This is a genomic window from Azomonas macrocytogenes (genome assembly GCF_014191985.1).
Classification (GTDB): domain Bacteria; phylum Pseudomonadota; class Gammaproteobacteria; order Pseudomonadales; family Pseudomonadaceae; genus Azomonas; species Azomonas macrocytogenes.
Map to the genome: position 1 here is coordinate 421,016 of NZ_JACHXI010000001.1, position 25,584 is coordinate 446,599.

Consider the following 25,584-nt stretch of genomic DNA (forward strand, 5'->3'; position numbering starts at 1 on the left):
TCCATACGCTTGCCCGAAAACCGCGAAGAGCGCTGCTATCAGCGCTCTCGATTGCATACCTGCCCAATACGTCAGAAGGCTCTGTCCAAATCGATCACCAAGGCACGGTAGCCGACGTTGCCCGGTTGACCGCTGACCACGCGGAACTCGCTGAGCACCTCCCGGGTGCCGTATTTCACTTCGCTGAGTACCGGCCGGGTGAGCCGTTGCGGGGTCAAAAAGCCGATCGCCGCCGAGTAGATCAGCAGGGTGTCGGTTTCCGGCCGGTACTCCACCACCGAGGTGATCGGGCTGTACCAGGCGTCGCCGCGTTCCTTGCCGAATTCCCAGAGCTGCTGCACGGTGCCCTTCTCCTCGTCTATGCGGTATTCCACTGCGCGGCTGTAGTTGCCTTCCAGGCGGGTGGGCGCCAGGTTCCGGCCCCAGCCGTTATCGAATACGGTGAGCGTGCCCTTGCCGCTGAGCCAGGCGGTGTGCTGGGTCCAGGACCAGTCGAAACCTTCGGGATAGCTGCCGTCGGGATTCTGCTCCAGCACTCGACCACTGGCGTTCACCGGCGCGAGCACCTTGTCGCGCAGGGCGCCGCTCCAGCCGCGCGGATCGGCCAGCAGCCATTTCACCTGCTTGTCGCGGCCGATCTTGGCCACGCCCTGGTGGCGGGCGGAGACGATGATGCTGTCGTCGGCCGGGTCGTGGTCGATGGCGTTGACGTGGGCCCAGTTGCGTCCGGCGCCGACGCCGGGGGTATCGCCGAACGGCAGGGCGTCGCTCTCGTTGTGCTCGTTTTCCTCCAGGCTGTCGCTCTTGACGACGCCTTCCGGGAGGAAGATGGCGGTCCGTCCCAGGGTGTGCAGCAGTTCGGCGCGATAGGGGTCGAGGATCCGGTTGAGGTCCCAGAAGTCCAGCACATCGCCGTTCTGGTCCACTTCCAGGATGTGGTCGCGGATGGTGCGTACCCGCTTGCCATCGGTGCGGCGATAGTCACTGGTGCCGACCCGCAGCAGGTAGGTGCCCTTGGCGGTTTCGCGGATCTCGTGGGAGAAGTCGGCGAATTTCTCCGGCAGGCTGCGCGCCCAGATCGTGCGGCCCAGCAGATCGTGCTTGTAGTAGCGCTGGCCCTGGCCCCAGATCAGGTGACCGTCGCGGGTCTGCTGGAAGCCCATGCTCGCGCCCAGCCCGTCTTTGCGGCTGGAGTCGTGGAGTTGCTCGATGTCCAGGTACCAGCGTACCTCGCCCCGGGTATCGGTGATCCAGTTGAAGCCCACCGAATCCCACTCGGCGGCGCCCCCCTGGGCGTTCCAGCGGAACTGACGGTTGCCGGGGATCTCGGTGAGCAGGTGGTTGAACAGGTACAGGCGCTTCTTCAGCTCGGGCGCCACCTTCAGCGGTTCCACCCGCGGCAAGGCGCTTTCCTGGGCGGCCACCACCGGCAGGCGCACGGCCGGGGCGTAGATGAAGTAGCGCTCGCGGATGCGTTCGCCATCCAGGCTGTAGGCCACCTCGACCTCGTTGCGATGGTCCGGATAGAGACCGAACACCGGGATACCGCCGTGGGTCCAGAGGGTGCGGTCCTGCACCTGATAGTCGATGTCGACGCCCTGCTCGCCCCGGCCCTTGACCCGCACCCGAGCCTGGGCGATGCGCCGACCGCCGTCGCGGATGATGGCGGTGAGCGGGGCCAAGCGATAGGGATTGACGACGATGTCGCCCAACCGGGCCTGCTCGCTGTCGGGGATGCGGGCGGCGAGGCAGGCACCCTCGGGCAGCGCCTGTTCGGACAGGCCGCTCTGCTCGGAAGAACGCTGTTGTTCGGAATGACTCATGCTGAAACTCCTGGAAAGGGTAAGTGTGTGAGGCCCGGAGAGCGGGCGCCGGTGAATGGCGCCCGCTCTCCGGGTCGGCGCCGGGAACTCAGGCGCCGACCGACTCGTCCGGAACCCAGTCGAAAGGCACCGGCTGGGCGCGGTAGACGAAATTGCTCCGGCAACCGCCGAGGAAGGGGCCACAAAATAGGGGCTGGTGTTACCACCCGACAGACGCCCCGCCAACGTGTCGCTCAAGGGTCCCGAAACACTGCCCTTGGTCTGGAAATAGCCGTCCTCGCCACCGGAGATTTCGACGCTGCGCTCAGGATGGAAAGTCGGCTTGCGGGTGCTGATGTTGATCACCCCCGCCGTGGTGTTCTTGCCGAACAATGTGCCCTGGGGACCCCGCAGCACGTCGATCTGTTCCACGTCCAGCAGGTCGAACACGGCCATGCCGGGGCGCCCCAGGTAGACGTTGTCCAGGTAGGTCCCGACCGCGGGCTCCAGCCCGTCGCTGGCCGGGTTGTTGCCCAGGCCGCGGATCGAGATGCTCGACTGGCGCGCATGCACGTAAGAGACATTCACGCTGGGCACCAACTGCTGCAGATCCTGCACGCGGTAGATACGCTGATTCTCTAGGGTCTGCCCATCCAGCACGCTGATCGGCGTCGGCACGTCCTGGGCGCTTTCCTCGCGGCGCCGGGCATTGACGGTGACAGTACCCAGTTGTGTGTCCTGCCTTGCGACAGGTTCACTGTCGACTACCTCTTGAGCCTGGCCAGGCAATATCAGGCCATCACCGATCAGCAACACGGCCAGCGTCCAGGATTTCAGCGAGGGGGTAAAAGTTGCCAGTGTATCTGGCCGGATTTGGGTAGGGGGATTCATGCAACACTCCATGTGGGTTAGCAACCTGAGCGAGCACTTCCGTTAGCGGAACCGAATCACAGTGGTATGAACAAATCTCATATCCCAAAAAAGAATATATATATTTATATTTGTTCATTTAAGGAATAAGCAATTGCATTTATAAGGAACCGACACACTATTCAGCAATTGCATTTCACCGAATTTTTCAATGTAGAAAATGCATATAGATCTCCGTCAACTTCGCCACTTCGTCGCCCTCGCCGAGCACCACAGCTTCGGTGCGGCCGCCACCGCAGTGAACCTTTCACAATCCGCCTTCAGTCGCAGCATCCAGGCCCTGGAACACAGCGTCGGCTGTCGCTTGGTGGATCGTACGAATAAGGATCTCTGCCCCACCAAGCAGGGCCTTCTAGTGCTGGAACATGCTCGGCGCCTGGTGCACGGCGCACGTAATCTGGCCAACGAGATAAGCCAGTTCAACAGCTTGCAAATGGGGGTGGTGCGTTTCGGCGCTGGCCCGGCACCAGCGTCTCAATTGATCCCCAGGGCCGTCGGTCGCTTTATCAGTGACTACCCCAAGGCACAGGTGCAGCTCCAAGTGGACTGCTGGCAGGAGCTCAACCGCCGCCTGGCCAGCGAAGAGATCGAATTTTTCGTTGCCGACACCCGCCGATTCGAGGTTGATCCCGATTACCGCGTACACAAGCTGAAGCCGCAGCGGTGGCACTTCTATTGTCGCGCCGGCCATCCACTGAGCACTCGGCAAACGGTGTGCACCGCCGATATCTTCGACTATCCACTGGCCACCACCTTCCGCCCACCGAACATCCGCAAAGTGCTGGTGGATTCCAGTGGCCGGCAGGATTTTGCGCCGAGTGTGGAATGCGAGCATGCCTACGCCCTGCTCAATGTGGTCCTGAACTCCGATGCCATCGGCATCGCCGGGCTGGGCAATCTTGACCCCTTCCTCGCCCAAGACAGCCTGGTGATGTTGGAACTGGCCGATCTGTCCAACGATCTGGAGGAGTACTTCACACGCTACGGCATCGTCAGCCGTAGCGGCTACTCCTTATCGCCCTTGGCCCTGGCCATGACGGAACGCATCATCAAGACGGACGAAGCACCGAGCGCTCCCGATACCAACCAGCCGTTGCAGGACAGGGTGAACGAGGGCAGCACTGATGCAAGAGAATGATCAACCCAAAGCAGATAATGCAGCCTTGGAGACCGAGAACAGGAGTATTTTCATTTTACTCAGCTCTCTATCGAGCAGCTTTTTGGAAGCCTCTGGAGGCTGAACGAAAAACCTTCTCGGTCCAGCCTCCAGCGCTCTTTAGCGGTTTTTGCGCCTTAAATCCAGCCAGCCCACTGCAGCACGAAAAGCCCAATATTAGTGGTGAGCACGGCTGCCACTGTGGTGATCGCGACGATTGCCGCAGCCAGTTCGTGGTTGCCGTTCACTGCCCGGGCCATGATGAAGCTGACCGAGGCGGTTGGGCTGGCAAAATACAAAAATAGTACTCCCAGATCAGCACCTCGAAATCCCAGCAGCCAAGCTCCCAACGTGCTGACCAAGGGCAGCCAGACCATCTTCATCAAGCTGGCGCTGAACGCCAGTTCGCTGCTGCGGCGCAGAGAAGACAGCGACAGGCTGGCACCGATGCAGATCAGCGCCAGTGGCATGGTCATCTGCGCAAAATAGTGCCCTGACGTCAGCAGCCAGGTTGGCAGGCGGATATCGAACCAGGCAAACGGACTCGCCAGCAGCACGCCAATGATCAGCGGGTTACGCAGGATGGTCTTGCACAGACTCCAGGCGTCGGTCTTGGCAGTCGGGCTGTAGACTGCCAGGACGATGGAGGAAAGGCCGTTGTAGAACAAAATCACTGCCCCCGCCATCACGCTGCCCAGTGACAGGCCATAGCTGCCATACAAACTGGCAGCCAGCGCCAGCCCGACGGTACCGTTGTTACCGCGAAAGGCACCCTGGACATAGACGCCACGATCTGCACGAGGGCAATGCCGCAGCGCCCAGCCCCAGGCGAACAGAAACCCCAGCACCGAGGCCAGACAGAGATAGACCAATACGCCTGGGTGTATCGGTACATCGGGATCCATCTCGACAATGCCAAGGAACAGCAAGGTCGGCATGGTAGCGTTGAACACCAGAGATGAGGCGCTATAGATGAAGACCTCATCGATCAAGCCAATTCGCCTGAGCAATACGCCAACCAGCAGCATGCAAAAGACCGGCGCGGTGATGGTGAGGGTTTCGTGCAGAAGAGCGAACATGCGAGGATTTCCGGTAGCCCGGCAATGGAGCATGGTGGTTACCCACCGCAAGCAGGACGGCGGGGTTGCCAAACGATAGACAGCTCTCGATCAGCGCCGGACCGGACGCTTCTGCAATTTGCGCTGCAAGGTCCGCCGATGCATCCCCAAGGCACGGGCGGTAGCGGAAATATTGCCATTGTGTTCGGCCAGCACGCGCTGGATATGCTCCCACTGCAGGCGATCGACCGACATCGGATTTTCCGGCACCAGACTGTCCAGATCGGCATGCTCGGACAGCAGTGCGGCCAGCACATCGTCGGCATCGGCCGGCTTGCACAGATAATTGCGGGCACCGCGCTTGATCGCCTCTACCGCCGTAGCGATGCTCGAATAACCCGTGAGGATCAACACACGCATTTCCGGGTCGAGCTCGAGCAGCTTCGGCAGCAGGACCAGGCCGGAATCCCCTTCCATCTTGAGGTCGAGCACGGCGTAATCCGGCATTTCCTCCCGGGCCATGGCCAGGCCTTCCTCGGCCGAACCCGCGACATTCACTCGCAAGCCTCGACGGCCCATGGCACGGGCCATTACGCGAGTGAACGTCGCATCGTCGTCCACCAGCAGAATCAGGGGCTGCTCTTCCCCATCTTGATGCAGTTCTTCAGTCATTCGCATATCCCCTTGCTTGCGATCAGGCACGCGCCAGCCCGTAGGGTAAGGATAGTTCGGTCAAGGTGCCACCATCTTCATGGTTGTACAGTTTGACCGTACCGCCTGCCCGGTTGACACTGGCCTGGCTGAGAAATAGCCCCAACCCGAAACCTTTGCCTTTGGTAGTGAAAAATGGCCTGCCGATTTGCTCGGCAATCGCCAGCGGTACGCCTGGGCCATGATCGCGGATGGTGACCTTGATTTCCTGCGCATCCCAATCCAGACGAATATCCAGATCATCGGCGCAGGCATCGGTGGCATTGTTCAACAGATTCATCAATGACTGGGAAAGATCCGCCGGCGGCATCAAGCGTGGCGGGCTGCCCGGTCCCAGGCAGTTGTAACTGTAATGCGCTTCGGGTCGCATCAGGTGCCAGCGCTGTACAACCGCCTCGACCCATTCGCTCGCGGTCTGTTCGCGGATGGCCTGGCGGCGATCTGCCTCGGCGGCACGGACCAACTGTTGCAGGCTTTCCTTGCAGAGCTTGACCTGTGCTTGCAACAGAGCAAGATCCTCTTGCAGTTGCGGATCGTCCCGCTCCTGGCGCAGCTCGTTGAGCAATACGCTCATGGTCGCCAGCGGCGTACCCAATTCATGGGCCGCACCGGCGGCCTGGGTGGCGACTGCCAGCAATTGCTGGTCGCGCATGCTTTCCTCACGTCGGGCAGCCTGTCGCCGATCCTGAAGACGCAGCTCTTCGGCCATCCGGGCAACGAAAAAGGTGATCAGTACCGCCGCCAGGGCAAAACTCAGCCACGAACCATAGACCTGCAGGGTCGCCTGATGCGTCGGCTCGATTTTCAGTGGATCGTACCACACCAGCAGCGCTGTATAGCTGCCCAGCGCCAGCCCGGAAAGGGTAATGGTAAAGAGCCAGGGCAAGGTAGCGGCGGCGATGGTCAGAGGCACCAGATAGTAGGAGACGAAGGGATTGGTCGAACCACCGGTGAAATACAGCAACACCCCATGGATGAGCAGATCCACTCCCAAGTGCATCGCATATTCCACCTCCGTGACCGGCCACGGTCCACGCAGGCGAATGGCACTACCCAGACACAAGACTCCTGAAACGGCAAGGGTAATACCAATCGATACCCAGGGCAGATTTACCATGTGCGTTGCATAGGCGAGCCCTACCGAGCCGGCCTGGGCAGCCAGGACGAGCACGCGGATCAGGACGAGCAGATGCAAATTCAGACGACTGGCAGATAGCAACTGGACAGGTGCGTACATGGGATCTCCGTAACGATCGGCGAGTATACCGAAGCGATCCGAAAGCCCTGCCGGGATGAGTCGAATTGACGCACAAAAAGCGACCGAACGAGTGCAGATGGGCTAAAGTCAAAGGCCATTTGTCGGATTCGATAAGGAAACTACATGTCTGTGCCCAAAATCGCCTCGCTATCTCTCGCCCTGGCGACCAGCACGTTGCTCTGTTATCCAGCATTTGCCGAACAGAACTACAATCAGGTATCGCTGCGGACCGAAGTCGACAGCGAGGTCGTGCGTGACCGCATGCACGTCACGCTCTATACCGAGGAGCAGTCCAGCGATCCGGCCAAGCTTGCCGCCACGATCACCCAAACGCTGAACAAAGCCATCCAGCAGGCCCGCCAGGCCAAGGGCGTGGAAATCAGCACGGGTAGCCGCAGCAGCCGCCCCGTTTACGAAAAAGACAGCAAGGAAATCAGTGCCTGGCGCGAACATGCCGAGATTCGTCTGGAAAGTAGCGATTTCTCTACTCTTTCCAGCCTGACTGGCGAACTGATGAAGACCTTGAAAATGAGCGGCATGTATTTCAGCGTCTCCAATGCACTGCGCAAGCAGAACGAGGATGCCATGCTCAAGGACGCAGTCACGGCCTTCAAGGCCCGCGCCCAGGTAGTCACCGAAGCGCTTGGCGCCAGCAGTTATAAACTGATCAGCCTGAACCTGAACAACGGCAGCGGTTACCAGCCGATCATGCGCAGCATGGCAATGAAGGCCGATATGCATACCGCCGCTGCACCGATCCCCGAAATCGAAGCTGGAACCCAGCAGATCACAGTCAGTGCCGATGGCACGATAGAAGTGCAACTGCCCTAACGGAAGAACCGGTAGAAACGGCGCAAATCCTCCTGTGCCGATTCCAGTTCCGTTTTTATAAAGTTCAGTTCCCGGTGCGCCGGGCATTGTGCCAGGCGCCAGACATCCAATGGATGCAGCCAGCCCAACAGCGGATAGCCACCCATGGTCTGGCGGTCGGCCAGCAGAATGATCGGCTGGCCATCGGGCGGAACCTGGATAGCGCCGGTCGTCACGCCCAGCGACCATTGCCGCTTCGGCGCAGTCAGCGGCTCGCCGAGCAGGCGCGCGCCCATGCGATCGGATTGCGGACTCAACCGCCATTTGCAGCTGAAAAACCGCTCAATCTCACCATCGGCAAAACCCTCCATGTCAGCGCCAGGAATGACCCGCAACTCAGACAGCCGGCGATAATCAGGAATATAAGGCCACGGCACGCTAGCCTTGCCTTTCAGGCTGGCAACGGCGCAGACAAGCACATCATCACGCTGCAACGCTCGACCCTTACCATCCAGCCCCCCCAACCCTTCGCGAACCTGCGTCGCCAGGCTGCCCAGTACCGGTTGTGCCACCAGCCCGCCAGCGACCGCCAGATAAGCCCGCTGACCACTACGGGCCAGCCCCAACCGCACATGCTGGCCGGCATACACAGGGAAACGCGACCAGCCAGGCTGCGGCACGTCATCAACCGCTATCGGCACGTCCGCGCCACAAACGGCGATCCAGGTATCGACCCCGGCTTGCAGGTGGAAATCACCCAGGGCAACTTCCAGTAAAGGAGCTCCCCAGGCATTCCCCAGCAAGTGGTTGGCCCAGGCAGCCGCATGCCAATCCAGCGGCCCGGATGGAGAAACGCCCAGATGCTGCCAACCATAACGACCGGCATCCTGCAACAGACAGGGAAAACCGGTATGCAGCACGCGTAAACCGGTCACTATCGCTGCTCCTCTTGCTTGAAACGTACCGCATCGATTGCGACGAAACGAACCCGATCACCGATCCGCAGCAGACATGGCGGTGTCCTGGCAGGGTCGAACAGGCGCCAAGGGCAGCGTCCGAGCAGGTGCCAGCCACCCGGCGAAGCCTGCGGATAGATCGCCGTCTGCCGCTCGGCAATGGCCAGGCTGCCGGCCGGAACGCGCGTGCGCGGCGTGGCCCGGCGCGGCAGGACCAGACGTGCATCCAGCTCGCTGAGATAGGCGAAACCCGGTGCAAAACCGATGGCACCGACTCGATATGAGCGACCGGTATGCAAAGCGATCACCTCAGCTTCGGTCAACGCACAGGCCTGCGCCACCAAGGCCAGATCCTCGCCGTCATAACAGATCGGAATCTCATGCATGCAGGCATCCGCTGCACCTGTCGACCGCCAGTTATCCAGCAATGGCTGCAGGCATTTGGCAAGGCCATGATGATCGGTAAAGCGCAGGTCATAGTGCAGCAAGAGTGTGGTCCAGCCCGGCACCAGATCAATCAGCAGTGGCCCCAGTGCAACACGGATACGCTCGGCCAGATTGGCGATCTGCAACGGCAGATCGCCATCCGGCTCATCGGCCAATACCAGCAGCAGGGCTTCGGCACCGGCCGGCTCGCAACGAATCATGCGCTATCGAGCGCTGCGCGCAGACGCTCCAGCACAGCCAGCGATTCGGCGTTGTCACCATGCACGCATAGACTGTCGGCTGTCAGCCGCAATGGCTGGCCATCACAGTCGGCGAAAGGCTCGCCACAAGCAATGGCAACGGCCTGCTCGACGATCCGCTGCGGATCGTGGTGCACCGCCCCGGCCTGATGCCGCGCCACCAGTTGCCCATCGGCCTGATAAGCCCGGTCGGCGAAGGCTTCGAACCATAACGGGACTCCCGCTGCAGTAGCCAGACGCCTCTCCCGGCCATTGTCGACCCGTGCCAGAACCATCAGCGGCAATCCCGGACGATAGGCGGCGCAGGCTTCAAGAACTGCCTCCAGCAGCGCATCATCGCGTACCAGATCGTTATAGAGCGCGCCGTGCGGCTTGACATAGTCAACCTGGGTGCCAGCTGCGCGGCAGAAGGCATCCAGCGCACCGAGCTGATAGAGCACTTGAGCCTTTACCTCATCCGGTGAACAAGCCAGATGACGGCGCCCGAAACCGACCAGATCGGGATAGGCCGGATGCGCACCGACAGCTACGCCATGGCGTACCGCCAGAGCTACGCTGCGTTGCATGATCAAGGGATCGCCCGCGTGAAAGCCGCAGGCCAGATTGGCCTGGTCGACCAGCGGCATGGCGTGCTCATCGTTGCCCATTACCCAGGCACCGAAGCTTTCACCCATATCGCAATTGAGAAGAATGCGTCGTTTCATAAAGCCAGCCTGGACAGTCCAGAGCCCCTGCGCAAGCGGAAATTACTCGCAGATGCGACAGCCCGACAACTCATGATTCATGCCTATCGAGAATGTATATTATCGGTAAATTTTTCACACCGATATCCGGCTACTCTTAGAATCCTCATGCATACGCGGTGATTCCCCCGAAAGCTGCCATATCGGCCTTGCTCGTCAGGTTGAGAACATATTTATGCGTCTATGGATCGGCACCTTGCGCCAGTGGCACTGGATCAGCTCGGCACTGTGCCTGGCCGCCATGCTGTTGTTCGCCATCACCGGCGTCACGCTTAACCATGCCTCCCAGATCGAATCCAGCCCTCAAGTAAGCAATCGAAACACTCACTTACCTGAAGCACTACAAGGTGAATTACTGGCCCGGATACCCACGAACGGACTACCCGAGACACTGCGCAACTGGCTCGAAGCCGAGTTGCCGGTCGAACTGGCCGCACGCATTCCCGAATGGAATGGCCCAGAACTCTACATCGCCCTGCCCCGCCCCGGCGGCGATGCCTGGCTGAGCCTGAACATCGACTCGGGCGAGCTGGAATACGAATCCACCGATAACGGCTGGATCGCTTATTTCAACGATCTGCACAAAGGTCGCCACAGTGGCCTGGCGTGGAGCTGGTTCATCGATATCTTCGCCGTACTTTGTGTGGTGTTCAGTATTTCCGGCCTGCTGTTGCTCAACCGCCAGGCAGCCGGCCGCCCAACCACCTGGCCGCTGATTGGCCTGGGCCTGGTACTTCCCGTTCTGCTGGCACTGCTTTTTATCCATTGAAGGACTCTCTCATGCGTAAACACCTGTTGTTTTCCCTTGCCCTTCTGCTCGCAGGGCCGGCTTTTGCCGCCAATCTGGATATCAGCGTAGAAATCCCACGCCTGGACGTAGCCGAATACCACCGCCCCTATATCGCCATCTGGCTGGAAAAATCCGATCAGAGCCATGCTGCCGATCTGGCTGTCTGGTACGACGTGAAAATGGCCGACAAAAAAGGCGAGAAATGGCTCAAAGACCTGCGCCAATGGTGGCGCAAGAGCGGACGCAACCTGGAGCTGCCAGTGGATGGCGTGAGCGGTGCCACTCAGGCCGCCGGCGCGCACAAATTGCATTACTCCAGCGACAAGGCACCGCTCAAGGACCTGGCACCAGGCAACTATTTCGTCGTCGTCGAAGCAGCCCGCGAAGTCGGCGAACGCGAACTGCTGCGCGTGCCTTTCACCTGGCCGGTGCAACAACCTGCACAACAACAAGCCCAGGGCAAACAGGAACTTGGCACCGTTTCTATCCAGCTGAAACCCTGACCACGCTTTCCATCTGCCCCCAGCCACCTGACCATAGGAGCCCTGCATGAAACCCGCCTTTAAATGGACTGCCCTAGCCCTGGTTATCTGCCTGCCACTCTCGGCCCAGGCCCACCGTGCCTGGATGCAACCGTCCGCCACGGTGCTTTCTGGCGACGATTCGTGGATTACCGTGGACGCGGCGGTTTCCAATGACCTGTTCTATTTCGAGCATGTTCCCCTGCTGCTGGAAGGTATTGGTACGCCCTTGCAAGCGCCCGCAGCCAGCGGCCAAGCGCCCATGCGCCGCCCGCCCAGCCAGTTACAGATAATAGCGCCAGACGGCAGCTCAATCGCAGCTGAAAATGGCAATATCGGCCATTATCGAACCACATTCGATGTACAGCTGAAGCAAAAAGGCACCTATAAACTGGCCGTAGCCAATAGTGGTTTGCTAGCCACGTGGAAGGATAAGGATCAGCCCCGTCGCTGGATGGGCAAAGCCAGCGAACTGGCCAATAACGTCCCGGCCAATGCTGCCGACTTGAAAGTGACACAGAGCGACAGCCGGATGGAAACCTTCGTCACCTCCGGCAACCCGACCAGAACAGTACTGAAACCGACGAACCAGGGACTCGAACTGGTGCCGATCACTCATCCCAACGATCTTTTCGCAGGTGAAACAGCCGAATTTTCCCTCCTGATCGATGGCAAGCCGGCAAAGAACCTGGAAGTCAATATCACTCCCGGCGGCAATCGCTATCGCAGCGAAACGGGCGAGATAGAACGAAAGACCGATGAGCAGGGCAAATTCAGCGTGACCTGGCCGGTCGCCGGCATGTACTGGCTGCAAGCCGAAACGACCAGTACGCAAGGTGTGGCCAAACCAGCCAACGAACGACGTGCAAGTTACAGCGCGACCCTGGAAGTGCTGGCCCCCTGACCCATCCGCCGCTGAAAACAGGGTTTTCGCCACGCGAAAACCCGTGTCTCGGGAATCCATGCCATGAGTGTTTCCCTTCCATCGGCCGGGTCACCGGGCTACTGGTCCCTGCTCGGTGCCATGGCCCTGGCCGCATTCCTGTTCTCCTGGCAACCGCCACGGGAAGTCTCTGCGGCACTGGTCGGCCTGGGCTATCTCGGTCTGTGTGCCCAGGCCTGGCAGTACCATCGCCGTCTTCGTTCACCGCCTATCGGCGGCGATATTCTCTGCGTCGCCTATGCCAGCCAGGGTGGCCAGGCCAGGCACCTGGCCGAACGCAGCGCCGCGCAGCTCAACGAAGCAGGGCTTACGGCACAGGCCTTGCCGCTCAACGAATTGTCCGAACGTGACCTGCAACGCATCTCACACCTGCTGCTGGTGGCCAGCACCTACGGCGAAGGTGAAGCGCCCGACAATGCTGCACGCTTCGAGCAATACCTGAACACCAGCAACGGACCGCTTACCCAACTGAAGTACGCCATGCTTGCCTTGGGCGACAGCCGTTATCGGCATTTTTGCGGCTTCGCCAAGCGCCTCGATCTGCGCTTGCGCGAACGGGGTGCACTGGCGCTGTTCGACCGGCTGGACGCCGATCGTGGCGATGCATCCATCCTGCGCCAGTGGCAACGACAACTCAGCCAGTTGACTGGCGATACCACTTATCAGCAATGGCAGACAGCCGCTTTCGAGCCTTGGACACTGGCTCGACGTACCAACCTGAACCCAGATAGCCAGGGATTGCCGGTTTTCCATCTACAGCTGACCCCAGCCTCTGGCCGACTCGACTGGCAAGCTGGCGATATCGCCGAAATCGGCCCCTGTCAGCCACTGGAAAAAGTGGCATCGTTGCTGCAGCAGTTGCAATTGAACGGCGCGCACTGCCTGGCGGATGGCCGGACGCTCGCCTGGCACCTGGCTCGCCGCCGACTCCCTGCCGACCTCGATGGACTGGAAGCAGCCTCCGCCGAGCAGCTACTGGCGAGCCTGCCCCTGCTACCGCATCGTGATTATTCCATCGCCTCGATCCCGGCAGACGGCCATCTCGATCTGTTGGTTCGTTGCATGACCTATCCCGATGGCAGCCTCGGCCTCGCTTCAGGCTGGCTATGCCAGCATGCTGCAGCAGGAACCGAAATCGATCTGCGTATCCGTGCCAACCCAGGTTTTCGTCTGGCAGAAAACTGCGGCCCCCTGATCCTGATCGGCAACGGAACGGGGTTGGCCGGGTTACGTGCCCATCTGCGTGAACGGCAACAGCTCGGTCAGCACGGCCACTGGCTACTGTTCGGCGAACGCAATGCGGCCCACGACAGCTTTTTCCGGGAAGAACTGGAGACATGGCGCCGCACCGGGCATCTCGCCCGGCTGGACTTGGTATTTTCCCGCGATCAGGCCGAGCGACTCTACGTGCAGCATCGACTGCGCGATGCCGCCGACGAGCTACGCGCCTGGGTGAACAACGGTGCCCATATCCTGCTGTGCGGCAGTCTGGAAGGCATGGGCCGCGAAATCGATACCTTGCTGCACGGCCTGCTCGGTACCCGACAGATGACCGAGCTAATGGCAAGCGGCCACTACCGGCGCGATCTCTACTGAAACGGACACAAAAGAAAGCCCCAGCCAATCGATGGCAAGGGGCTTGGGGAAACCGACCGTTATAGCGATCAGACTAGATCAGAAATGCACATTGGTCGAAAGCAATGCGGTACGGCCAGGAGCCACATGGGCATAGTGAGTCGGATAAATCTGATCGAAGTAACGTTTGTCGGTAAGGTTCTGCACGTTCAGTTGAAAGTCCAGATGCTTGTTCACCTGGTAGGCAGCCATGGCATCGTAGCGCCAGTAGCTGGATACCTCGGTGGTGTTCTGAGCATTACCGTAGCGTTGGTCGACATAATAGGCACCGCCACCGACAGTCAAGTCCGACAACAAATGATAGGTCGACCACAAGCTGATGCTGTTGCGTGGTGTGCTGGGTACGTGATTATCCTTGTTGAGGCCATCTTTGATTTCGCTATCCAGATAAGTGTAGTTAGCGAACGCCTCCCACTTCTTGGTGATGTTGCCACTAACACCCAGTTCGATACCTTTGACTTCGGTTTGGCCAATGTTGCGCGTAACACCAGACTGATCCAACTGCCGGGTATTATCCTTCAAGGTGCGGAACAGCGCGGCATTGATACCCAAGCGGTTATCGAAGAAGTCCCACTTGGTACCAACTTCCCAGTTACGACTTTTCTCGCGCTTCAAATCCGCATTCGTAACCGCGAGTCCATCAGAACCCTCGCCACTGGTTTCACCCACCGGGTTGGATGAAGTCGACCAAGCGAAATAGACAGAACCATTGGATGCAGGGTTGTACACCAGACCAGCCTGGTAGCTCCAAAAGTTGGTGTCGTTCTTGAATTTGAAATCTTGCGGATTGCTACTTACCAAACGAACGCCCGAGGACTTCGTATCGAAGTCGTCGTAACGCACTCCCAGGTTCAAGGACCACTGGTCGTTGAATTTCAGCGTATCGAACATGAAGCCTGCAGCGGTTTCGGTGTCAGTATCGGTGTAGGCTCTGCCACGAACAATTCTTCCAGGATAGGCCTGCTTATAACTGGGATCACCCAAGCTTGTGCAGTAACCTTGTGCAACATAACTAGCGTTACATCCACCTGCTGCGGCTGCCCCTGAAGCGCGACCACGAACTCCATTTATTGTAGAAACATCTGGATATTCATAAGGCCGGTTATGGACATCTTCATAACTGAATTCAGCACCAACGATCATGGTGTGCTCAATCCCGAATGTATTGAACTTGGCTCGCAGGTCAGTCTGGTTGACCCAACCTTTGGATGTTGAATCACGGCTTTTAAGTGAGCGATAAACGTAGTTGTTGTCGATATTGCCTCTACTGTCATCCGGGTTGGTAACAACGTAATCCAGGGTAGTACGCACTTGACGGAAGCTATTGGTCAACACCAGGTTTTCGGCTAAATCGTGCTCTATTTTGATCCAGCCATAATCCGTATTGCTGTGCCGATAGTCGGTCGAAAAACCATAGAAGCGGTCATGGCTGCCGGTCACCGGACGCCGCTTGGCAGTGCCATGCGTCTGGCTCAACGGCAGGCCGTAATCAGGCATATCGTCGGTACGCAAATGGTAATAGGACATCGTCAGGCGGGTTGGGGTATCGAAACCGATGGTAAGTGTCGGCGCTACCCCCCAACGGCTTACGTCCACATCATTGCGGCCCGCAACGTTGGCATCGTGTTTCATCAGGTTCAGGCGAAAGGCGACCTGATCGGTCACCATATAGTTTGCGTCCAGCGTGGAGCGACGGGTTTGGTCGGACCCCAGGGTGTAGCTGACATCAGCAAAATTACGCTGTTTGGCGGTCTTGGTAAGCATGTTGATCGCCCCACCAGTCGAACCGGCACCGACGAAGGCTGAACCCGGGCCCTTGCTGACCTCGATACCCTCGGTGTTAAAAACTTCACGCGTCTGGGACGCGACATCACGCAGACCATCGATGAACATGTCGCTTTCAGAGTTGAAGCCGCGAATGATCGGCCGGTCACCCGCTGGATTGCCCCCTTCACCAGCACCGAAGGTGATGCCGGATACAGTACGTAACGAATCAACCAGATTCAGTGAACCCGTGTCCTTGATGACTTGCTCAGAAATAACGGTGACTGTCTTGGGCGTTTCACGAAGCGGTGCCGTATACCGCCGGTTGGCGGATTCATTCACCTTGTAGCTGCCACGAGTCTCTTCTTGAGTCGTTACCGACATCGCTTCGAGCGCTACCGGCTCCGAAGATTGATTCTCCGACGTGTCTTTCTTTATCTGTTTATCTGTCTGCCCTACGGTTTCGGCCAGTGGTGCGGTGGAAAGCGTGGAAAGAGCTACTCCGATGGCGGATGCCAGCAAACGTGATCCCTTTTGAAACGGCGGAGGTTGGTTAGACATGATGCTCGATATGTTCCTGAACGAGTGATTGCCTGATGACATGAAACAATGAGAAACAATCTCGATTGAATTTTGGAGCATCCTCGGTAAAATTCAAATGAAAATGAAAATATTTTTTATTCACACTATTCTTCCCCATTAGCAAGGAATCTCCATGCTGCTGCACATACCCCAGCTTTTTTCTGCCGAAGAAATCCAGCGAATCCGTGTGGCACTGGAACAGGCGAACTGGCTGGATGGCAAAATCACTGCCGGTTATCAGTCCGCCAAGGCCAAGCTGAACCTGCAGTTGGCGGAAGACGACCCGCTGGCTCGTGAAATCAGTGAAGTTCTGCTGCAACGGCTTTGGCAAAACCCGCAGTTCATGTCGGCAGCCCTGCCGCACAAGGTTTTCCCGCCGCTCTTCAATTGCTATACGGGAGGCGGTGTATTCGGTTATCACGTCGACAACGCCGTGCGCCAGGTGCGCAATAGCCTCGAGCGTGTCCGCACGGATCTGTCGGCCACGGTCTTCTTCTGCGACCCTGACGAATACGACGGCGGTGAACTGGTCATCCAGGACACCTACGGTACTCCCAGTATCAAGTTCGCCGCTGGTGACATGGTGCTCTACCCAAGCACCAGCCTGCACAAGGTCGAGCCGGTCACTCGAGGCGCGCGCCTGGCTTCGTTCTTCTGGATTCAGAGCCTGGTCCGTGAGGATTCACGGCGGACCCTGCTTTACGAGCTGGATAATTCCATCCAGACGCTCACCCAGGACATCCCGGACCATCCAGCCCTGGTGGAGCTGACCCGGACCTACCACAACCTGCTGCGCCAATGGGTGGAGGTCTGAGTGAGCCACAAGCTATATCGTTGCCGGGAACTGTCTTTCGAACAGGCCCTTGCAGAATTGCACGATAACCCGCTGGGTGCCGCCCGGCTGATCATCAAGGAAGCGGCTCACGGAGATTGCGAAGCCCAAGTCCTGCTCGGCCAGATCCTGCTGGATGGACGCGGCATCCAGCAGGATGCCCAGTTGGCGTTGAAGTGGTTTTGCATCGCGGCGGCTCGCGGCCATGGCATGGCCAACAATATGGCGGGACGTTGCCTCGAACATGGCTGGGGCTGCCCGGCCGATCCGGCAGAAGCGGCGGGCTATTACCAGAGGGCGGCCAACCTGGGCCTGGACTGGGGGCTATATAACCTGGCCAACCTCGTCGCCACCGGCCGTGGCGTCAAGCAGGATCCTTTACAGGCCTTCAAGCTGTACCAGCGTGCCGCGCAAATGGGGCATGCCAAGTCAATGAACCTGGTCGGGCGTTATTTCGAAGAGGGTCAGGTCGTACCCCGCGATATCACGGTGGCGTACGATTGGTACCGATGCTCGGCCGAAGCGGGGGATTTTCGCGGTCAGTTCAGCCATGCCTGCGTGCTGATGGATCAGGGACGCTGGGACGAGGCTCGCCACTGGCTGCAACAGGCACTGGTACTCGGCCATCTGAAGTTCCTGCGTAAAGCGCGCGACGAACTGCTAGCCGCCGCGCTGGCGCCGATCCAGGACATCACCGCCGCCTATGTCAGTCGCTGCGAAGCCCTCGAAAGTAGCACAACTCGTCCGCAGGACATGTCGTAGTCCGCCGCCGGTTCCCCGGCATTCGGCTCGACATGTTCCCGAAATCCGCAAGGCACATCGAGCCGGAAACAACCAGTCATCAGCTGATGTAGTAGGCCTTCAGCGGTGGAAAACCGTTGAATTCCACAGCGCTGTAGCTGGTGGTGTAGGCTCCGGTGGAAAACCAGTACAGGCGATCGCCGCTGGCCAGATTGAGCGGCAGACCGTACTTGTAGTTCTCATACATGATGTCGGCGCTGTCACAGGTCGGGCCGGCGATCACCACCTCTTCCAGCTCGCCTTTCTTCTCGGTCCAGATGGGAAACTTGATCGCTTCATCCATGGTTTCGATCAGGCCGGAAAACTTGCCCACATCGGTATAGACCCAACGCTCCACAGCGGTACGCGACTTGCGTGCCACCAGCACCACTTCGCTGACCAGGATCCCGGCGTTGGCAATCAGCGAACGCCCCGGTTCGAGGATGATTTCCGGCAGCTCATCACCGAAGTCCTCCTTGAGGAAACGGATGATTTCCTGGGCGTAGATTTCCAGGCTGTTGGTCTTGGTCATGTAATTGGCCGGGAAGCCACCGCCCATGTTGATCATCTTGAGGACGATGCCGTCTTCTTCACGCAGACGCTCGAAGATCACCTTGACCTTGGCAATAACCGCGTCCCAGACATCGATATCGCGCTGCTGCGAACCGACGTGGAAAGAGACACCGTAAGGCTCCAAACCCAACTGGCGCGCCAGGATCAACAGATCCAGCGCCATGTCCGGCTGGCAGCCGAACTTGCGGGACAGCGGCCAGTCAGCCGTGGTGGAGCCTTCGGAGAGGATACGCACGTAGATCTTCGAGCCTGGGGCCGCCTTGGCAATATTACGCAGGTCAGCTTCGGAATCGGTGGCGAACAGGCGCACACCCTTCTCGTAGAAGTAACGGATATCCTTGGCTTTCTTGATGGTATTGCCGTAGCTGATCCGCGTCGGCTCGACGCCGGTGGCAAGCACCTTGTCCAGCTCGTAGATCGAGGCGATATCGAAATTCGAACCCTTGGCGCGCAGCAACTCGGTGATTTCGGTGGCAGGGTTGGCCTTCACCGCGTAGTAGATCTTGGCAAACGGGAAATTGCCGACCAGCTCGTCATAGGCCTGGGCAATGATGTTGGTATCGATGACAACGAAAGGGGTTTCCCGATCGTCGGCGAACCCTTTCATTTTCTTGAAGGTTTCACGCGAATAGTAGTCTTCGATCTTGACGGACATACTGGACTCCAGGTGGCGGAACAAGGAATTGATGGACAAGTGGTGCAAAGCCAGACGGCATTGCCGGATCCGAACGCCTGATCAGTTTCCCCACTTTGGTTCGCCTACTTCCCAAGGCATGTCGCCGAGCATTACCGGTCCCGGAGAACCGGCAACCTCTCGTCGTCAGTACTTGAGCCGGATGGATCGTTGCCAGCATGGACGTTCGGCCGCGAACTTTAGAACCACAAGCGTCCGAGATCAAATGAAAATCCCGTGAATTCGCAGGGCTATCGAAAAAGCCGGTGCCCCAGAAGCGTGCAGGATGAAACCAGCCGGAAAACCTCGCCGGCGCCTATCGGCTGGACAACCCAGCAAGCCATGGCTCGATTTCGTTACAACGAGGCTCAGCGCAACCATTTTCCAATGTCGTATTACCTTGCCGACCGACGTTAGCGGCCAGGGTTCGCGCCAATCGGAGCACCACGGCCATGCCGGTCACAGTCGGTAGTGGCTTTGCATTATAATTTCGGCTTTTTCCCCTACGCTTTTCATACCGGGACAGCCATGACCACCCAGGCCGCCGAAGTCGCCAAGCGCCGTACCTTCGCCATCATTTCCCACCCCGACGCGGGCAAAACCACCATCACCGAGAAGCTGCTACTGATGGGCCAGGCTATCGCCGTGGCCGGCACGGTGAAGTCGCGCAAGTCCGACCGCCATGCCACCTCGGACTGGATGGAGATGGAAAAGCAGCGCGGCATCTCCATCACCACATCCGTCATGCAGTTCCCCTACCGCGAGCACATGATCAACCTGCTCGACACCCCCGGCCACGAGGACTTCTCGGAGGATACCTACCGTACCCTGACGGCAGTGGACTCAGCACTGATGGTGCTCGACGGCGGCAAGGGCGTGGAACCGCGTACCATCGCCCTGATGGACGTGTGCCGGCTGCGTGACACGCCCATCGTCAGTTTCATCAACAAACTCGACCGGGATATCCGCGACCCTATCGAGCTGCTCGATGAGATCGAGGCGGTACTGAAGATCAAGGCCGCGCCAATCACCTGGCCTATCGGCTCATACCGCGATTTCAAGGGTGTCTATCATCTCGCCGACGATCGAATCATCGTCTACATCCCTGGCCACGGCCATGAGCGGATCGAAGCGAAGATCATCGACAAGCTCGATTCTGCCGAGGCCCGGGCTCATCTGGGTGACCTCTACGAGAGTTTTGTCGAGCAGTTGGAGCTGGTCCAGGGTGCCTGCCACGAGTTTGACCGGGAAGCCTTTCTCAAAGGCGAAATGACACCGGTATTTTTCGGTACCGCGCTGGGCAACTTTGGTGTCGACCAGGTGCTGGACGCCGTGGTCGATTGGGCACCGATGCCGCTGGCCCGCACGGCTCGCGAGCGAGTGGTAGAGCCGACTGAAGAAAAATTCAGCGGCTTCGTATTCAAGATCCAGGCGAACATGGACCCCAAGCACCGCGACCGCATCGCCTTTATGCGTATTTGCTCGGGCAAGTACGAGAAAGGTATGAAGATGCGCCATGTGCGAATCAAAAAGGATCTGAAAATCGCCGACGCGCTGACCTTCTTCTCCAGCGAGCGCGAGATGCTGGAGCAAGCCTGGGCCGGCGACATCATCGGCCTGCATAACCACGGCACCATCCAGATCGGCGATACCTTCACCGAAAGCGAGGCACTCGGCTTCACCGGCATCCCGCATTTCGCCCCCGAACTGTTCCGCCGCGTACGCTTAAAAGATCCACTGAAATCCAAGCAGTTACGCCAGGGTCTACAAGAACTGGCCGAAGAAGGCGCGACCCAGGTGTTCTTCCCAGAGCGTAGCAACGACATCATTCTCGGCGCGGTCGGCGTGCTGCAGTTCGATGTGGTAGCCAGTCGCTTGAAGGAGGAATACAAGGTCGAGTGCGCCTACGAAGCGATCAATGTCTGGTCGGCGCGCTGGATCGAATGCGACGACAAGAAGAAGCTGGAGGATTTCAAGACCAAGGCCTTCGAGAACATCGCCATCGATGGTGGTGGCCATCTCACCTACCTGGCACCAACCCGCGTCAACCTCAGCCTGATGGAAGAGCGCTGGCCCGAGGTGAAATTCCGCGCAACGCGGGAGCATCATTGATCAAAGCTCCCTCACCCTGGCCCTCTCCCCAAGGGAGAGGGAATCTATAGCGTATGCCGAATCTCCTGTGCGAAAGCTGAACTTGAACGTGGCTCGCTCTCTCTGGGAGGGAATCCATGGCGTATGCCGAATCTCCTGCGCGAAAGCTGAACTTGAACATGGCTCCCTCTCTCTGAGAGGGAATCTATAGCGTATGCCGAATCTCCTGCGCGAAAGCTGAACTTGAACGTGGCTCCCTCTCTCTGAGAGGGAATCTATGGCGTATGCCGAATCTCCTGCGCGAAAGCTGAACTTGAACGTGGCTCGCTCTCTCTAGGAGGGAATCCATGGCGTATGCCGAAATCCCTGTGCTAAAACTGAATTTGAACGTGGCTCCCTCTCTGGGAGAAGGAGTCTATTGGCGTATGCCATAACCTCTACGCCAACACTGAAACCGAGCTTTTAGCTCCCTCTCCCTCAGGGAGAGGGCTGGGGTGAGGGAACACAACCAACATCAGCCAACTTTCACAAGGATCGTGAAATGCACAAGCCATTCCGCCCAATGCTGGAACAACATCAGTTTGCCCGGCATCTGCGCCATAACCTCACCGATTGCGAACAAATTCTCTGGCATCACCTGCGCAACCGCCGGCTGGCCGGGCGCAAGTTCCGTCGTCAGCATCCCTGCCCGCCTTACGTCCTGGATTTCTATTGCCCGGAACTGAAATTGGCCATCGAGCTGGATGGCGGTCAGCACTACACCCGTGCAGGACAACGGCACGATACGCACAGAGACGCAGCACTGCAGAAAGCAGCTATTCGTGTACTACGTTTTGGCAATCATGAGGTGCTAAACAATTTGGAAGCCGTCCTGGAAACCATTTTCCAGGCCTGTCAGTAATCATCCGAGCTGCGGTTCCAGTTGCTTTTCGAACACCGGCACGCCATCAATATCCCGCAGGCTCACCCGCAAAGCGCCGCTCTGCGCCTCGATCTCGACCTCGCCGAAGAACTGATAACCAGCAAAGGGCGAGCTGTTGGCCGTAGGCGGAGCCTTCTGGAACACCAGTTCCGGGCCGAACGTATTATCCAGCGGATTGGGCCCGAAACTGCCGGCGTTCAGCGGCCCGGCCACGAACTCCCAGAACGGATCGAAGTTCTGGAAAGCCGCGCGATTGGGGTGGTAGTAATGCGCCGCGCAGTAATGCACATCGGCGGTCAGCCAGACGGTATTGCGCACGCCGCTTCTCTGAAGCGAATTCAACAGCTCGGCGATTTCCAGCTCGCGCCCCAGCGCCGGACCATTATTGCCATTGGCAATGGCTTCCCAGCGCACCTGGCCTTGGGCGTTCTTGCCATCGGGCACATGCAGGCCGATTGGCATATCGGCGGCAATGATCTTCCAGCGAGCTTTCGAAGCCTGTAGTTCACGCTTGAGCCAGTCCAGTTGCAAACGCCCGAGAAAAGCAGTCTCCGGGCCTTCCTGCGGTTGCAGGTTGGCACTGTTCGCCCCGCGATAGCTACGCATGTCCAGCACAAACACATCCAACAGCGGACCGTAGGCAATCTTGCGATAGACCCGACCCAGCTCATCCCGACCGTTCATGCGCATCGGTGCGTTTTCCAGATAGGCCTGGCGGGCGCGGCGTACCAGCAAGTTGATATCCTTGATCCGGTAGCGATCATCCAGCTCCTTGCCCGGCGACCAGTTATTGGTCACTTCGTGGTCATCCCACTGCCAGATCTGTGGCACTTCGGCGTTGAACGCCCGCACATTGTCGTCGAGCAGGTTATAGTGATAGTTGCCTCGGAATTCGTCCAGCGTCTCGGCGACCTTGCTCTTGGCTTCAGTGACCAGATTGCGCCATACTCGGCCATCTTCGGTGACCTGCGATTCCGGGATCACCCCATCGGCATAGATCACATCGCCACTGTGCAGGAAGAAATCCGGCAGGCGTCGGCGCATGGCGTCATAGATCCGCATACCGCCGATGTCCGGATTGATGCCGAAACCCTGGCCGCAGGTATCGCCGCCCCAGACGAAGCGGATATCGCGTGGCTGTTGCGGTGCGCTGCGAAAGTGGCCGAACCAGGGCTTGCTCAGGCTGCCGTCGCGGGCATCCTCGAAGCGTACGCGGTAGAAGATCGCCTGGTCGGGTGGCAGCTCCTTGAGGTCGATCCGTGCAGTGAAGTCGATACCAACATGGGTGGCTGGCGAAACCTGTCGGCGCGGGTTGCCAAACACACTGCTGGTATCCCAGTCGACGACCATCCGCGCCGGCCGGTCGCAACGGCTCCAGACGACGGCACGGTCGCCGAGCACATCACCGGCCTGGACGCCGCCGGTCACTTTCGGACGTGCATTGGGCGCGGCGATGACCGCCGGTGCGCTACCCAGCGCTGGCAGTGCCAGGCCGGCGCCGAGGCCTTGGATGAAACGGCGGCGGTTCTTGTCGGGCTGGTTCATGCAGGCTTTCCTCCGGTTTTTCCGAGAAGGTAAGCCAGGCAGTTGACAGTCGCGTGACGCCGCAGTGGTTCCCTCAGACCTTGCCCGCCAGCTTTTCCAGCTCCGGGCTCCGGCCACGCTTGAGCAGTGCGTACAGTCCACCGGTCAGCAGGCTGCCGGCAGCGATGGCAACCAGATAGCCCAATACCGGAGCGATGGCGTTGGGGATCAGCAGTACGAACAAACCGCCATGGGGCGCCAGCAGCTTGCAGTTGAACAGCATGGACAACGCACCGGCCAGGGCACCGCCAGCGACACACGCAGGGATGACTCGCAACGGATCTTTGGCAGCGAAGGGAATCGCTCCTTCGGAAATAAAACAGAGCCCAAGCACAAAGGACGCCTTACCGGCATTGCGTTCGGTTTCGGCGAATTTGTGCCGAGCCAAAAAGCAGGCGACCGCCATCCCCAACGGCGGCACCATACCGGCGGCCATGGTCGCGGCCATCGGTGCGTAGCTCTGCGAGGCCAGTAAGCCGACGGAAAAGGCATAGGACGCCTTGTTCAGTGGCCCCCCCAGGTCCACGCACATCATCGCGCCCAGGAGCAAGCCGAGCAGCACGGCATTGGACGTCCCCATGGTGTCGAGAAAGCGGGTCAGGGTCACCAGCAGCTGCGCCACCGGCTCGCCGATCACGTAGATCATCGTCAGGCCAGTCACCAGGCTGACCAGCAGGGGGATGATCAGGACTGGCTTGAGCGACTCCACGCTGACCGGCAGGCGCAGCCACTGCGAGATCGCCAGCGCGCTATAGCCGGCCGTAAACCCAGCGGCAATTCCGCCGAGAAAACCAGCTTCCAGCGTCGTTGCAAGCAAGCCACCGATCATTCCCGGCGCCAACCCCGGCCGGTCAGCGATGGAATAGGCGATATAACCGGCCAGCAACGGCACCATCAAGAGGAAAGCGGTCTGGTCACCGATGGTCCAGAGCGCTGCTGCCAGCGTGCCCGATTGCAGATGGGCCTCGATACCCAAAACAAAGGACAGGGCAATCAGCAGCCCGCCGGCCACCACCATCGGCAGCATGTAGGACACGCCGGTCAGCAAATGCTTGTAGACATGGCTGTGCCTCTCACCCTTGCGCACAGGCTCTGGGCTCGCCGCCGCTGCGCCATCCAGCACAGTGGCTTCGCGCAATGCCCGTTCAAGCGTTTCCTGCGGCTGCTTGAGCGCACGGCCCGTACTGCACGGGTAGATTCGCTTACCCGCGAAGCGCGTCAGGTCCACATCGATATCTGCCGCCAGGATTACAGCATCGGCCCTGGCAATGCTTTCGGCATCCAGCAGGTTACGCGCCCCCACCGAGCCACGGGTTTCCACGCGCAAGTCGTAGCCCAACCTGGTTGCGGCCTGTTGCAGCGCTTCAGCCGCCATGAAGGTGTGCGCCACCCCGGTCGGACAGGCAGTGACGGCGACCAGCCGAGGCACGACGCTCGAGGGTTCGGCAACTGGAACCACAACGTCGCCAGTCAGCACCTCGGCATGCTCCGCGGCTTCCCGAAGAAAACGCTGGGGATCGAGCAACGCTTCGACCGGAGTGGCTTGCACGACGCGCTTGCCGATAAACCGCTCAAGCGCCAGGGAGCCGGTCTTGACCACCAGCACCAGGTCGGCAGCAGCGATGTCGATTGCGTTCAGCGTCGAGCCTTCCACCGGGCGTCCCTGTACCTCGACCTGCGTCGACCAACCCAGGCGCCGGGCTGCCGCATCCAGCAAACGCGCACTCAGGATGCTGGTGACCATGCCGCCGGGGCAAGCCGTGACGATCAATACGTTCATCTGT

General features: G+C 59.3%; 21 protein-coding genes and 1 pseudogene. 10 read left to right on the plus strand and 12 right to left on the minus strand.

Annotation, left to right across the window (positions count from 1 at the left end):
• Positions 1–71: 71 nt before the first annotated feature.
• Complete coding sequence (locus tag FHR87_RS02010) at positions 72–1,823, minus strand: aryl-sulfate sulfotransferase (RefSeq protein ID WP_221189704.1); 1,752 nt, start codon at positions 1,821–1,823, stop codon at positions 72–74.
• A 195-nt stretch (positions 1,824–2,018) separates the two neighbouring features.
• Positions 2,019–2,675 (minus strand): annotated as a pseudogene (locus FHR87_RS19540) (TonB-dependent receptor); the annotation flags it as partial.
• Between the two features lie 217 nt (positions 2,676–2,892).
• Here FHR87_RS19540 and FHR87_RS02015 point away from each other — a divergent pair.
• Positions 2,893–3,870 carry a LysR family transcriptional regulator gene (locus FHR87_RS02015; protein ID WP_183165003.1) on the plus strand — a complete coding sequence of 326 codons (978 nt, stop codon included), beginning with the start codon at positions 2,893–2,895 and terminating at the stop codon, positions 3,868–3,870.
• Positions 3,871–4,025: 155 nt separating this feature from the next.
• Here FHR87_RS02015 and FHR87_RS02020 read toward each other — a convergent pair whose 3' ends face one another.
• From FHR87_RS02020 to FHR87_RS02030, 3 genes are all read right to left on the minus strand, one after another.
• Positions 4,026–4,967 carry an AEC family transporter gene (locus tag FHR87_RS02020; RefSeq protein ID WP_183165004.1) on the minus strand — a complete coding sequence of 314 codons (942 nt, stop codon included), beginning with the start codon at positions 4,965–4,967 and terminating at the stop codon, positions 4,026–4,028.
• 90 nt (positions 4,968–5,057) lie between these two features.
• Positions 5,058–5,618 carry a response regulator transcription factor gene (locus tag FHR87_RS02025; protein WP_183165005.1) on the minus strand — a complete coding sequence of 187 codons (561 nt, stop codon included), beginning with the start codon at positions 5,616–5,618 and terminating at the stop codon, positions 5,058–5,060.
• Positions 5,619–5,640: 22 nt separating this feature from the next.
• Positions 5,641–6,894, minus strand: coding sequence for an ATP-binding protein (locus FHR87_RS02030; RefSeq protein WP_183165006.1), 1,254 nt, complete (start codon positions 6,892–6,894; stop codon positions 5,641–5,643).
• A gap of 144 nt (positions 6,895–7,038) precedes the next feature.
• On the opposite strand from FHR87_RS02030, the gene FHR87_RS02035 reads away from it, so the two are divergent.
• Positions 7,039–7,746 (plus strand): SIMPL domain-containing protein, encoded by a 708-nt coding sequence (locus FHR87_RS02035; protein ID WP_183165007.1) that lies wholly within the window; start codon positions 7,039–7,041, stop codon positions 7,744–7,746.
• On the opposite strand, the gene FHR87_RS02040 is transcribed toward FHR87_RS02035, so the two are convergent.
• Genes FHR87_RS02040 through FHR87_RS02050 form a run of 3 tightly spaced genes read right to left on the minus strand, consistent with a single transcriptional unit; the run spans position 7,743 to position 10,071 of the window.
• Positions 7,743–8,660, minus strand: coding sequence for a 5-oxoprolinase/urea amidolyase family protein (locus FHR87_RS02040; protein ID WP_183165008.1), 918 nt, complete (start codon positions 8,658–8,660; stop codon positions 7,743–7,745). The genes FHR87_RS02035 and FHR87_RS02040 overlap by 4 nt on opposite strands.
• Entirely contained in the window at positions 8,660–9,328 is a 669-nt protein-coding gene (pxpB, locus tag FHR87_RS02045; protein WP_183165009.1) for a 5-oxoprolinase subunit PxpB, read from the minus strand. Before pxpB ends, FHR87_RS02040 begins: the two co-directional genes overlap by 1 nt.
• On the minus strand, positions 9,325–10,071 hold the full coding sequence (locus FHR87_RS02050) for a 5-oxoprolinase subunit PxpA (protein WP_183165010.1): 747 nt from the start codon (positions 10,069–10,071) through the stop codon (positions 9,325–9,327). Before FHR87_RS02050 ends, pxpB begins: the two co-directional genes overlap by 4 nt.
• Before the next feature lie 214 nt (positions 10,072–10,285).
• On the opposite strand from FHR87_RS02050, the gene FHR87_RS02055 reads away from it, so the two are divergent.
• From FHR87_RS02055 to FHR87_RS02070, 4 genes are all read left to right on the plus strand, one after another.
• Positions 10,286–10,879, plus strand: a complete 594-nt coding sequence (locus tag FHR87_RS02055) for a PepSY-associated TM helix domain-containing protein (protein WP_183165011.1) — start codon at positions 10,286–10,288, stop codon at positions 10,877–10,879.
• A gap of 11 nt (positions 10,880–10,890) precedes the next feature.
• On the plus strand, positions 10,891–11,403 hold the full coding sequence (locus tag FHR87_RS02060; RefSeq protein ID WP_183165012.1) for a DUF2271 domain-containing protein: 513 nt from the start codon (positions 10,891–10,893) through the stop codon (positions 11,401–11,403).
• A gap of 46 nt (positions 11,404–11,449) precedes the next feature.
• Positions 11,450–12,325 carry a DUF4198 domain-containing protein gene (locus FHR87_RS02065; protein WP_183165013.1) on the plus strand — a complete coding sequence of 292 codons (876 nt, stop codon included), beginning with the start codon at positions 11,450–11,452 and terminating at the stop codon, positions 12,323–12,325.
• 63 nt (positions 12,326–12,388) lie between these two features.
• Entirely contained in the window at positions 12,389–13,960 is a 1,572-nt protein-coding gene (locus FHR87_RS02070; RefSeq protein ID WP_183165014.1) for a sulfite reductase subunit alpha, read from the plus strand.
• 78 nt (positions 13,961–14,038) lie between these two features.
• Here FHR87_RS02070 and FHR87_RS02075 read toward each other — a convergent pair whose 3' ends face one another.
• Entirely contained in the window at positions 14,039–16,324 is a 2,286-nt protein-coding gene (locus FHR87_RS02075) for a TonB-dependent receptor (protein WP_183165145.1), read from the minus strand.
• Between the two features lie 154 nt (positions 16,325–16,478).
• Between FHR87_RS02075 and FHR87_RS02080 the strand changes: the two genes are divergently transcribed.
• Positions 16,479–17,159: a Fe2+-dependent dioxygenase gene (locus FHR87_RS02080; protein ID WP_183165015.1), complete on the plus strand. Its 681-nt coding sequence runs from the start codon at positions 16,479–16,481 to the stop codon at positions 17,157–17,159.
• Positions 17,160–17,939 (plus strand): SEL1-like repeat protein, encoded by a 780-nt coding sequence (locus FHR87_RS02085; RefSeq protein ID WP_183165016.1) that lies wholly within the window; start codon positions 17,160–17,162, stop codon positions 17,937–17,939. It begins immediately after the preceding gene.
• Positions 17,940–18,018: 79 nt separating this feature from the next.
• Here FHR87_RS02085 and FHR87_RS02090 read toward each other — a convergent pair whose 3' ends face one another.
• Positions 18,019–19,185: a type III PLP-dependent enzyme gene (locus tag FHR87_RS02090; protein ID WP_183165017.1), complete on the minus strand. Its 1,167-nt coding sequence runs from the start codon at positions 19,183–19,185 to the stop codon at positions 18,019–18,021.
• Positions 19,186–19,731: 546 nt separating this feature from the next.
• On the opposite strand from FHR87_RS02090, the gene FHR87_RS02095 reads away from it, so the two are divergent.
• Positions 19,732–21,315 carry a peptide chain release factor 3 gene (locus tag FHR87_RS02095; protein ID WP_183165018.1) on the plus strand — a complete coding sequence of 528 codons (1,584 nt, stop codon included), beginning with the start codon at positions 19,732–19,734 and terminating at the stop codon, positions 21,313–21,315.
• 520 nt (positions 21,316–21,835) lie between these two features.
• Complete coding sequence (locus tag FHR87_RS02100) at positions 21,836–22,195, plus strand: endonuclease domain-containing protein (RefSeq protein WP_183165019.1); 360 nt, start codon at positions 21,836–21,838, stop codon at positions 22,193–22,195.
• Here FHR87_RS02100 and FHR87_RS02105 read toward each other — a convergent pair whose 3' ends face one another.
• Complete coding sequence (locus FHR87_RS02105) at positions 22,196–23,761, minus strand: alkaline phosphatase D family protein (RefSeq protein ID WP_183165020.1); 1,566 nt, start codon at positions 23,759–23,761, stop codon at positions 22,196–22,198.
• 73 nt (positions 23,762–23,834) lie between these two features.
• A complete protein-coding gene (locus FHR87_RS02110) occupies positions 23,835–25,580 on the minus strand; it encodes a PTS fructose-like transporter subunit IIB (protein ID WP_183165021.1) in 1,746 nt (581 codons plus the stop codon).
• Positions 25,581–25,584: the final 4 nt, after the last annotated feature.

Excerpts from the sequence above, each read along its gene's own strand:
- FHR87_RS02010 (WP_221189704.1), bottom strand. The coding sequence starts at position 1,823 with ATGAGTCATTCCGAACAACAGCGTTCTTCCGAGCAGAGCGGCCTGTCC.
- FHR87_RS02015 (WP_183165003.1), top strand. The coding sequence starts at position 2,893 with ATGCATATAGATCTCCGTCAACTTCGCCACTTCGTCGCCCTCGCCGAG.
- FHR87_RS02100 (WP_183165019.1), top strand. The coding sequence starts at position 21,836 with ATGCACAAGCCATTCCGCCCAATGCTGGAACAACATCAGTTTGCCCGG.
- FHR87_RS02055 (WP_183165011.1), top strand. The coding sequence starts at position 10,286 with ATGCGTCTATGGATCGGCACCTTGCGCCAGTGGCACTGGATCAGCTCG.
- FHR87_RS02025 (WP_183165005.1), bottom strand. The coding sequence starts at position 5,618 with ATGACTGAAGAACTGCATCAAGATGGGGAAGAGCAGCCCCTGATTCTG.
- FHR87_RS02080 (WP_183165015.1), top strand. The coding sequence starts at position 16,479 with ATGCTGCTGCACATACCCCAGCTTTTTTCTGCCGAAGAAATCCAGCGA.
- FHR87_RS02050 (WP_183165010.1), bottom strand. The coding sequence starts at position 10,071 with ATGAAACGACGCATTCTTCTCAATTGCGATATGGGTGAAAGCTTCGGT.
- pxpB (WP_183165009.1), bottom strand. The coding sequence starts at position 9,328 with ATGATTCGTTGCGAGCCGGCCGGTGCCGAAGCCCTGCTGCTGGTATTG.
- FHR87_RS02030 (WP_183165006.1), bottom strand. The coding sequence starts at position 6,894 with ATGTACGCACCTGTCCAGTTGCTATCTGCCAGTCGTCTGAATTTGCAT.
- FHR87_RS02035 (WP_183165007.1), top strand. The coding sequence starts at position 7,039 with ATGTCTGTGCCCAAAATCGCCTCGCTATCTCTCGCCCTGGCGACCAGC.
- FHR87_RS02075 (WP_183165145.1), bottom strand. The coding sequence starts at position 16,324 with ATGTCTAACCAACCTCCGCCGTTTCAAAAGGGATCACGTTTGCTGGCA.
- FHR87_RS02090 (WP_183165017.1), bottom strand. The coding sequence starts at position 19,185 with ATGTCCGTCAAGATCGAAGACTACTATTCGCGTGAAACCTTCAAGAAA.
- FHR87_RS02095 (WP_183165018.1), top strand. The coding sequence starts at position 19,732 with ATGACCACCCAGGCCGCCGAAGTCGCCAAGCGCCGTACCTTCGCCATC.
- FHR87_RS02060 (WP_183165012.1), top strand. The coding sequence starts at position 10,891 with ATGCGTAAACACCTGTTGTTTTCCCTTGCCCTTCTGCTCGCAGGGCCG.
- FHR87_RS02065 (WP_183165013.1), top strand. The coding sequence starts at position 11,450 with ATGAAACCCGCCTTTAAATGGACTGCCCTAGCCCTGGTTATCTGCCTG.
- FHR87_RS02105 (WP_183165020.1), bottom strand. The coding sequence starts at position 23,761 with ATGAACCAGCCCGACAAGAACCGCCGCCGTTTCATCCAAGGCCTCGGC.
- FHR87_RS02110 (WP_183165021.1), bottom strand. The coding sequence starts at position 25,580 with ATGAACGTATTGATCGTCACGGCTTGCCCCGGCGGCATGGTCACCAGC.
- FHR87_RS02020 (WP_183165004.1), bottom strand. The coding sequence starts at position 4,967 with ATGTTCGCTCTTCTGCACGAAACCCTCACCATCACCGCGCCGGTCTTT.
- FHR87_RS02070 (WP_183165014.1), top strand. The coding sequence starts at position 12,389 with ATGAGTGTTTCCCTTCCATCGGCCGGGTCACCGGGCTACTGGTCCCTG.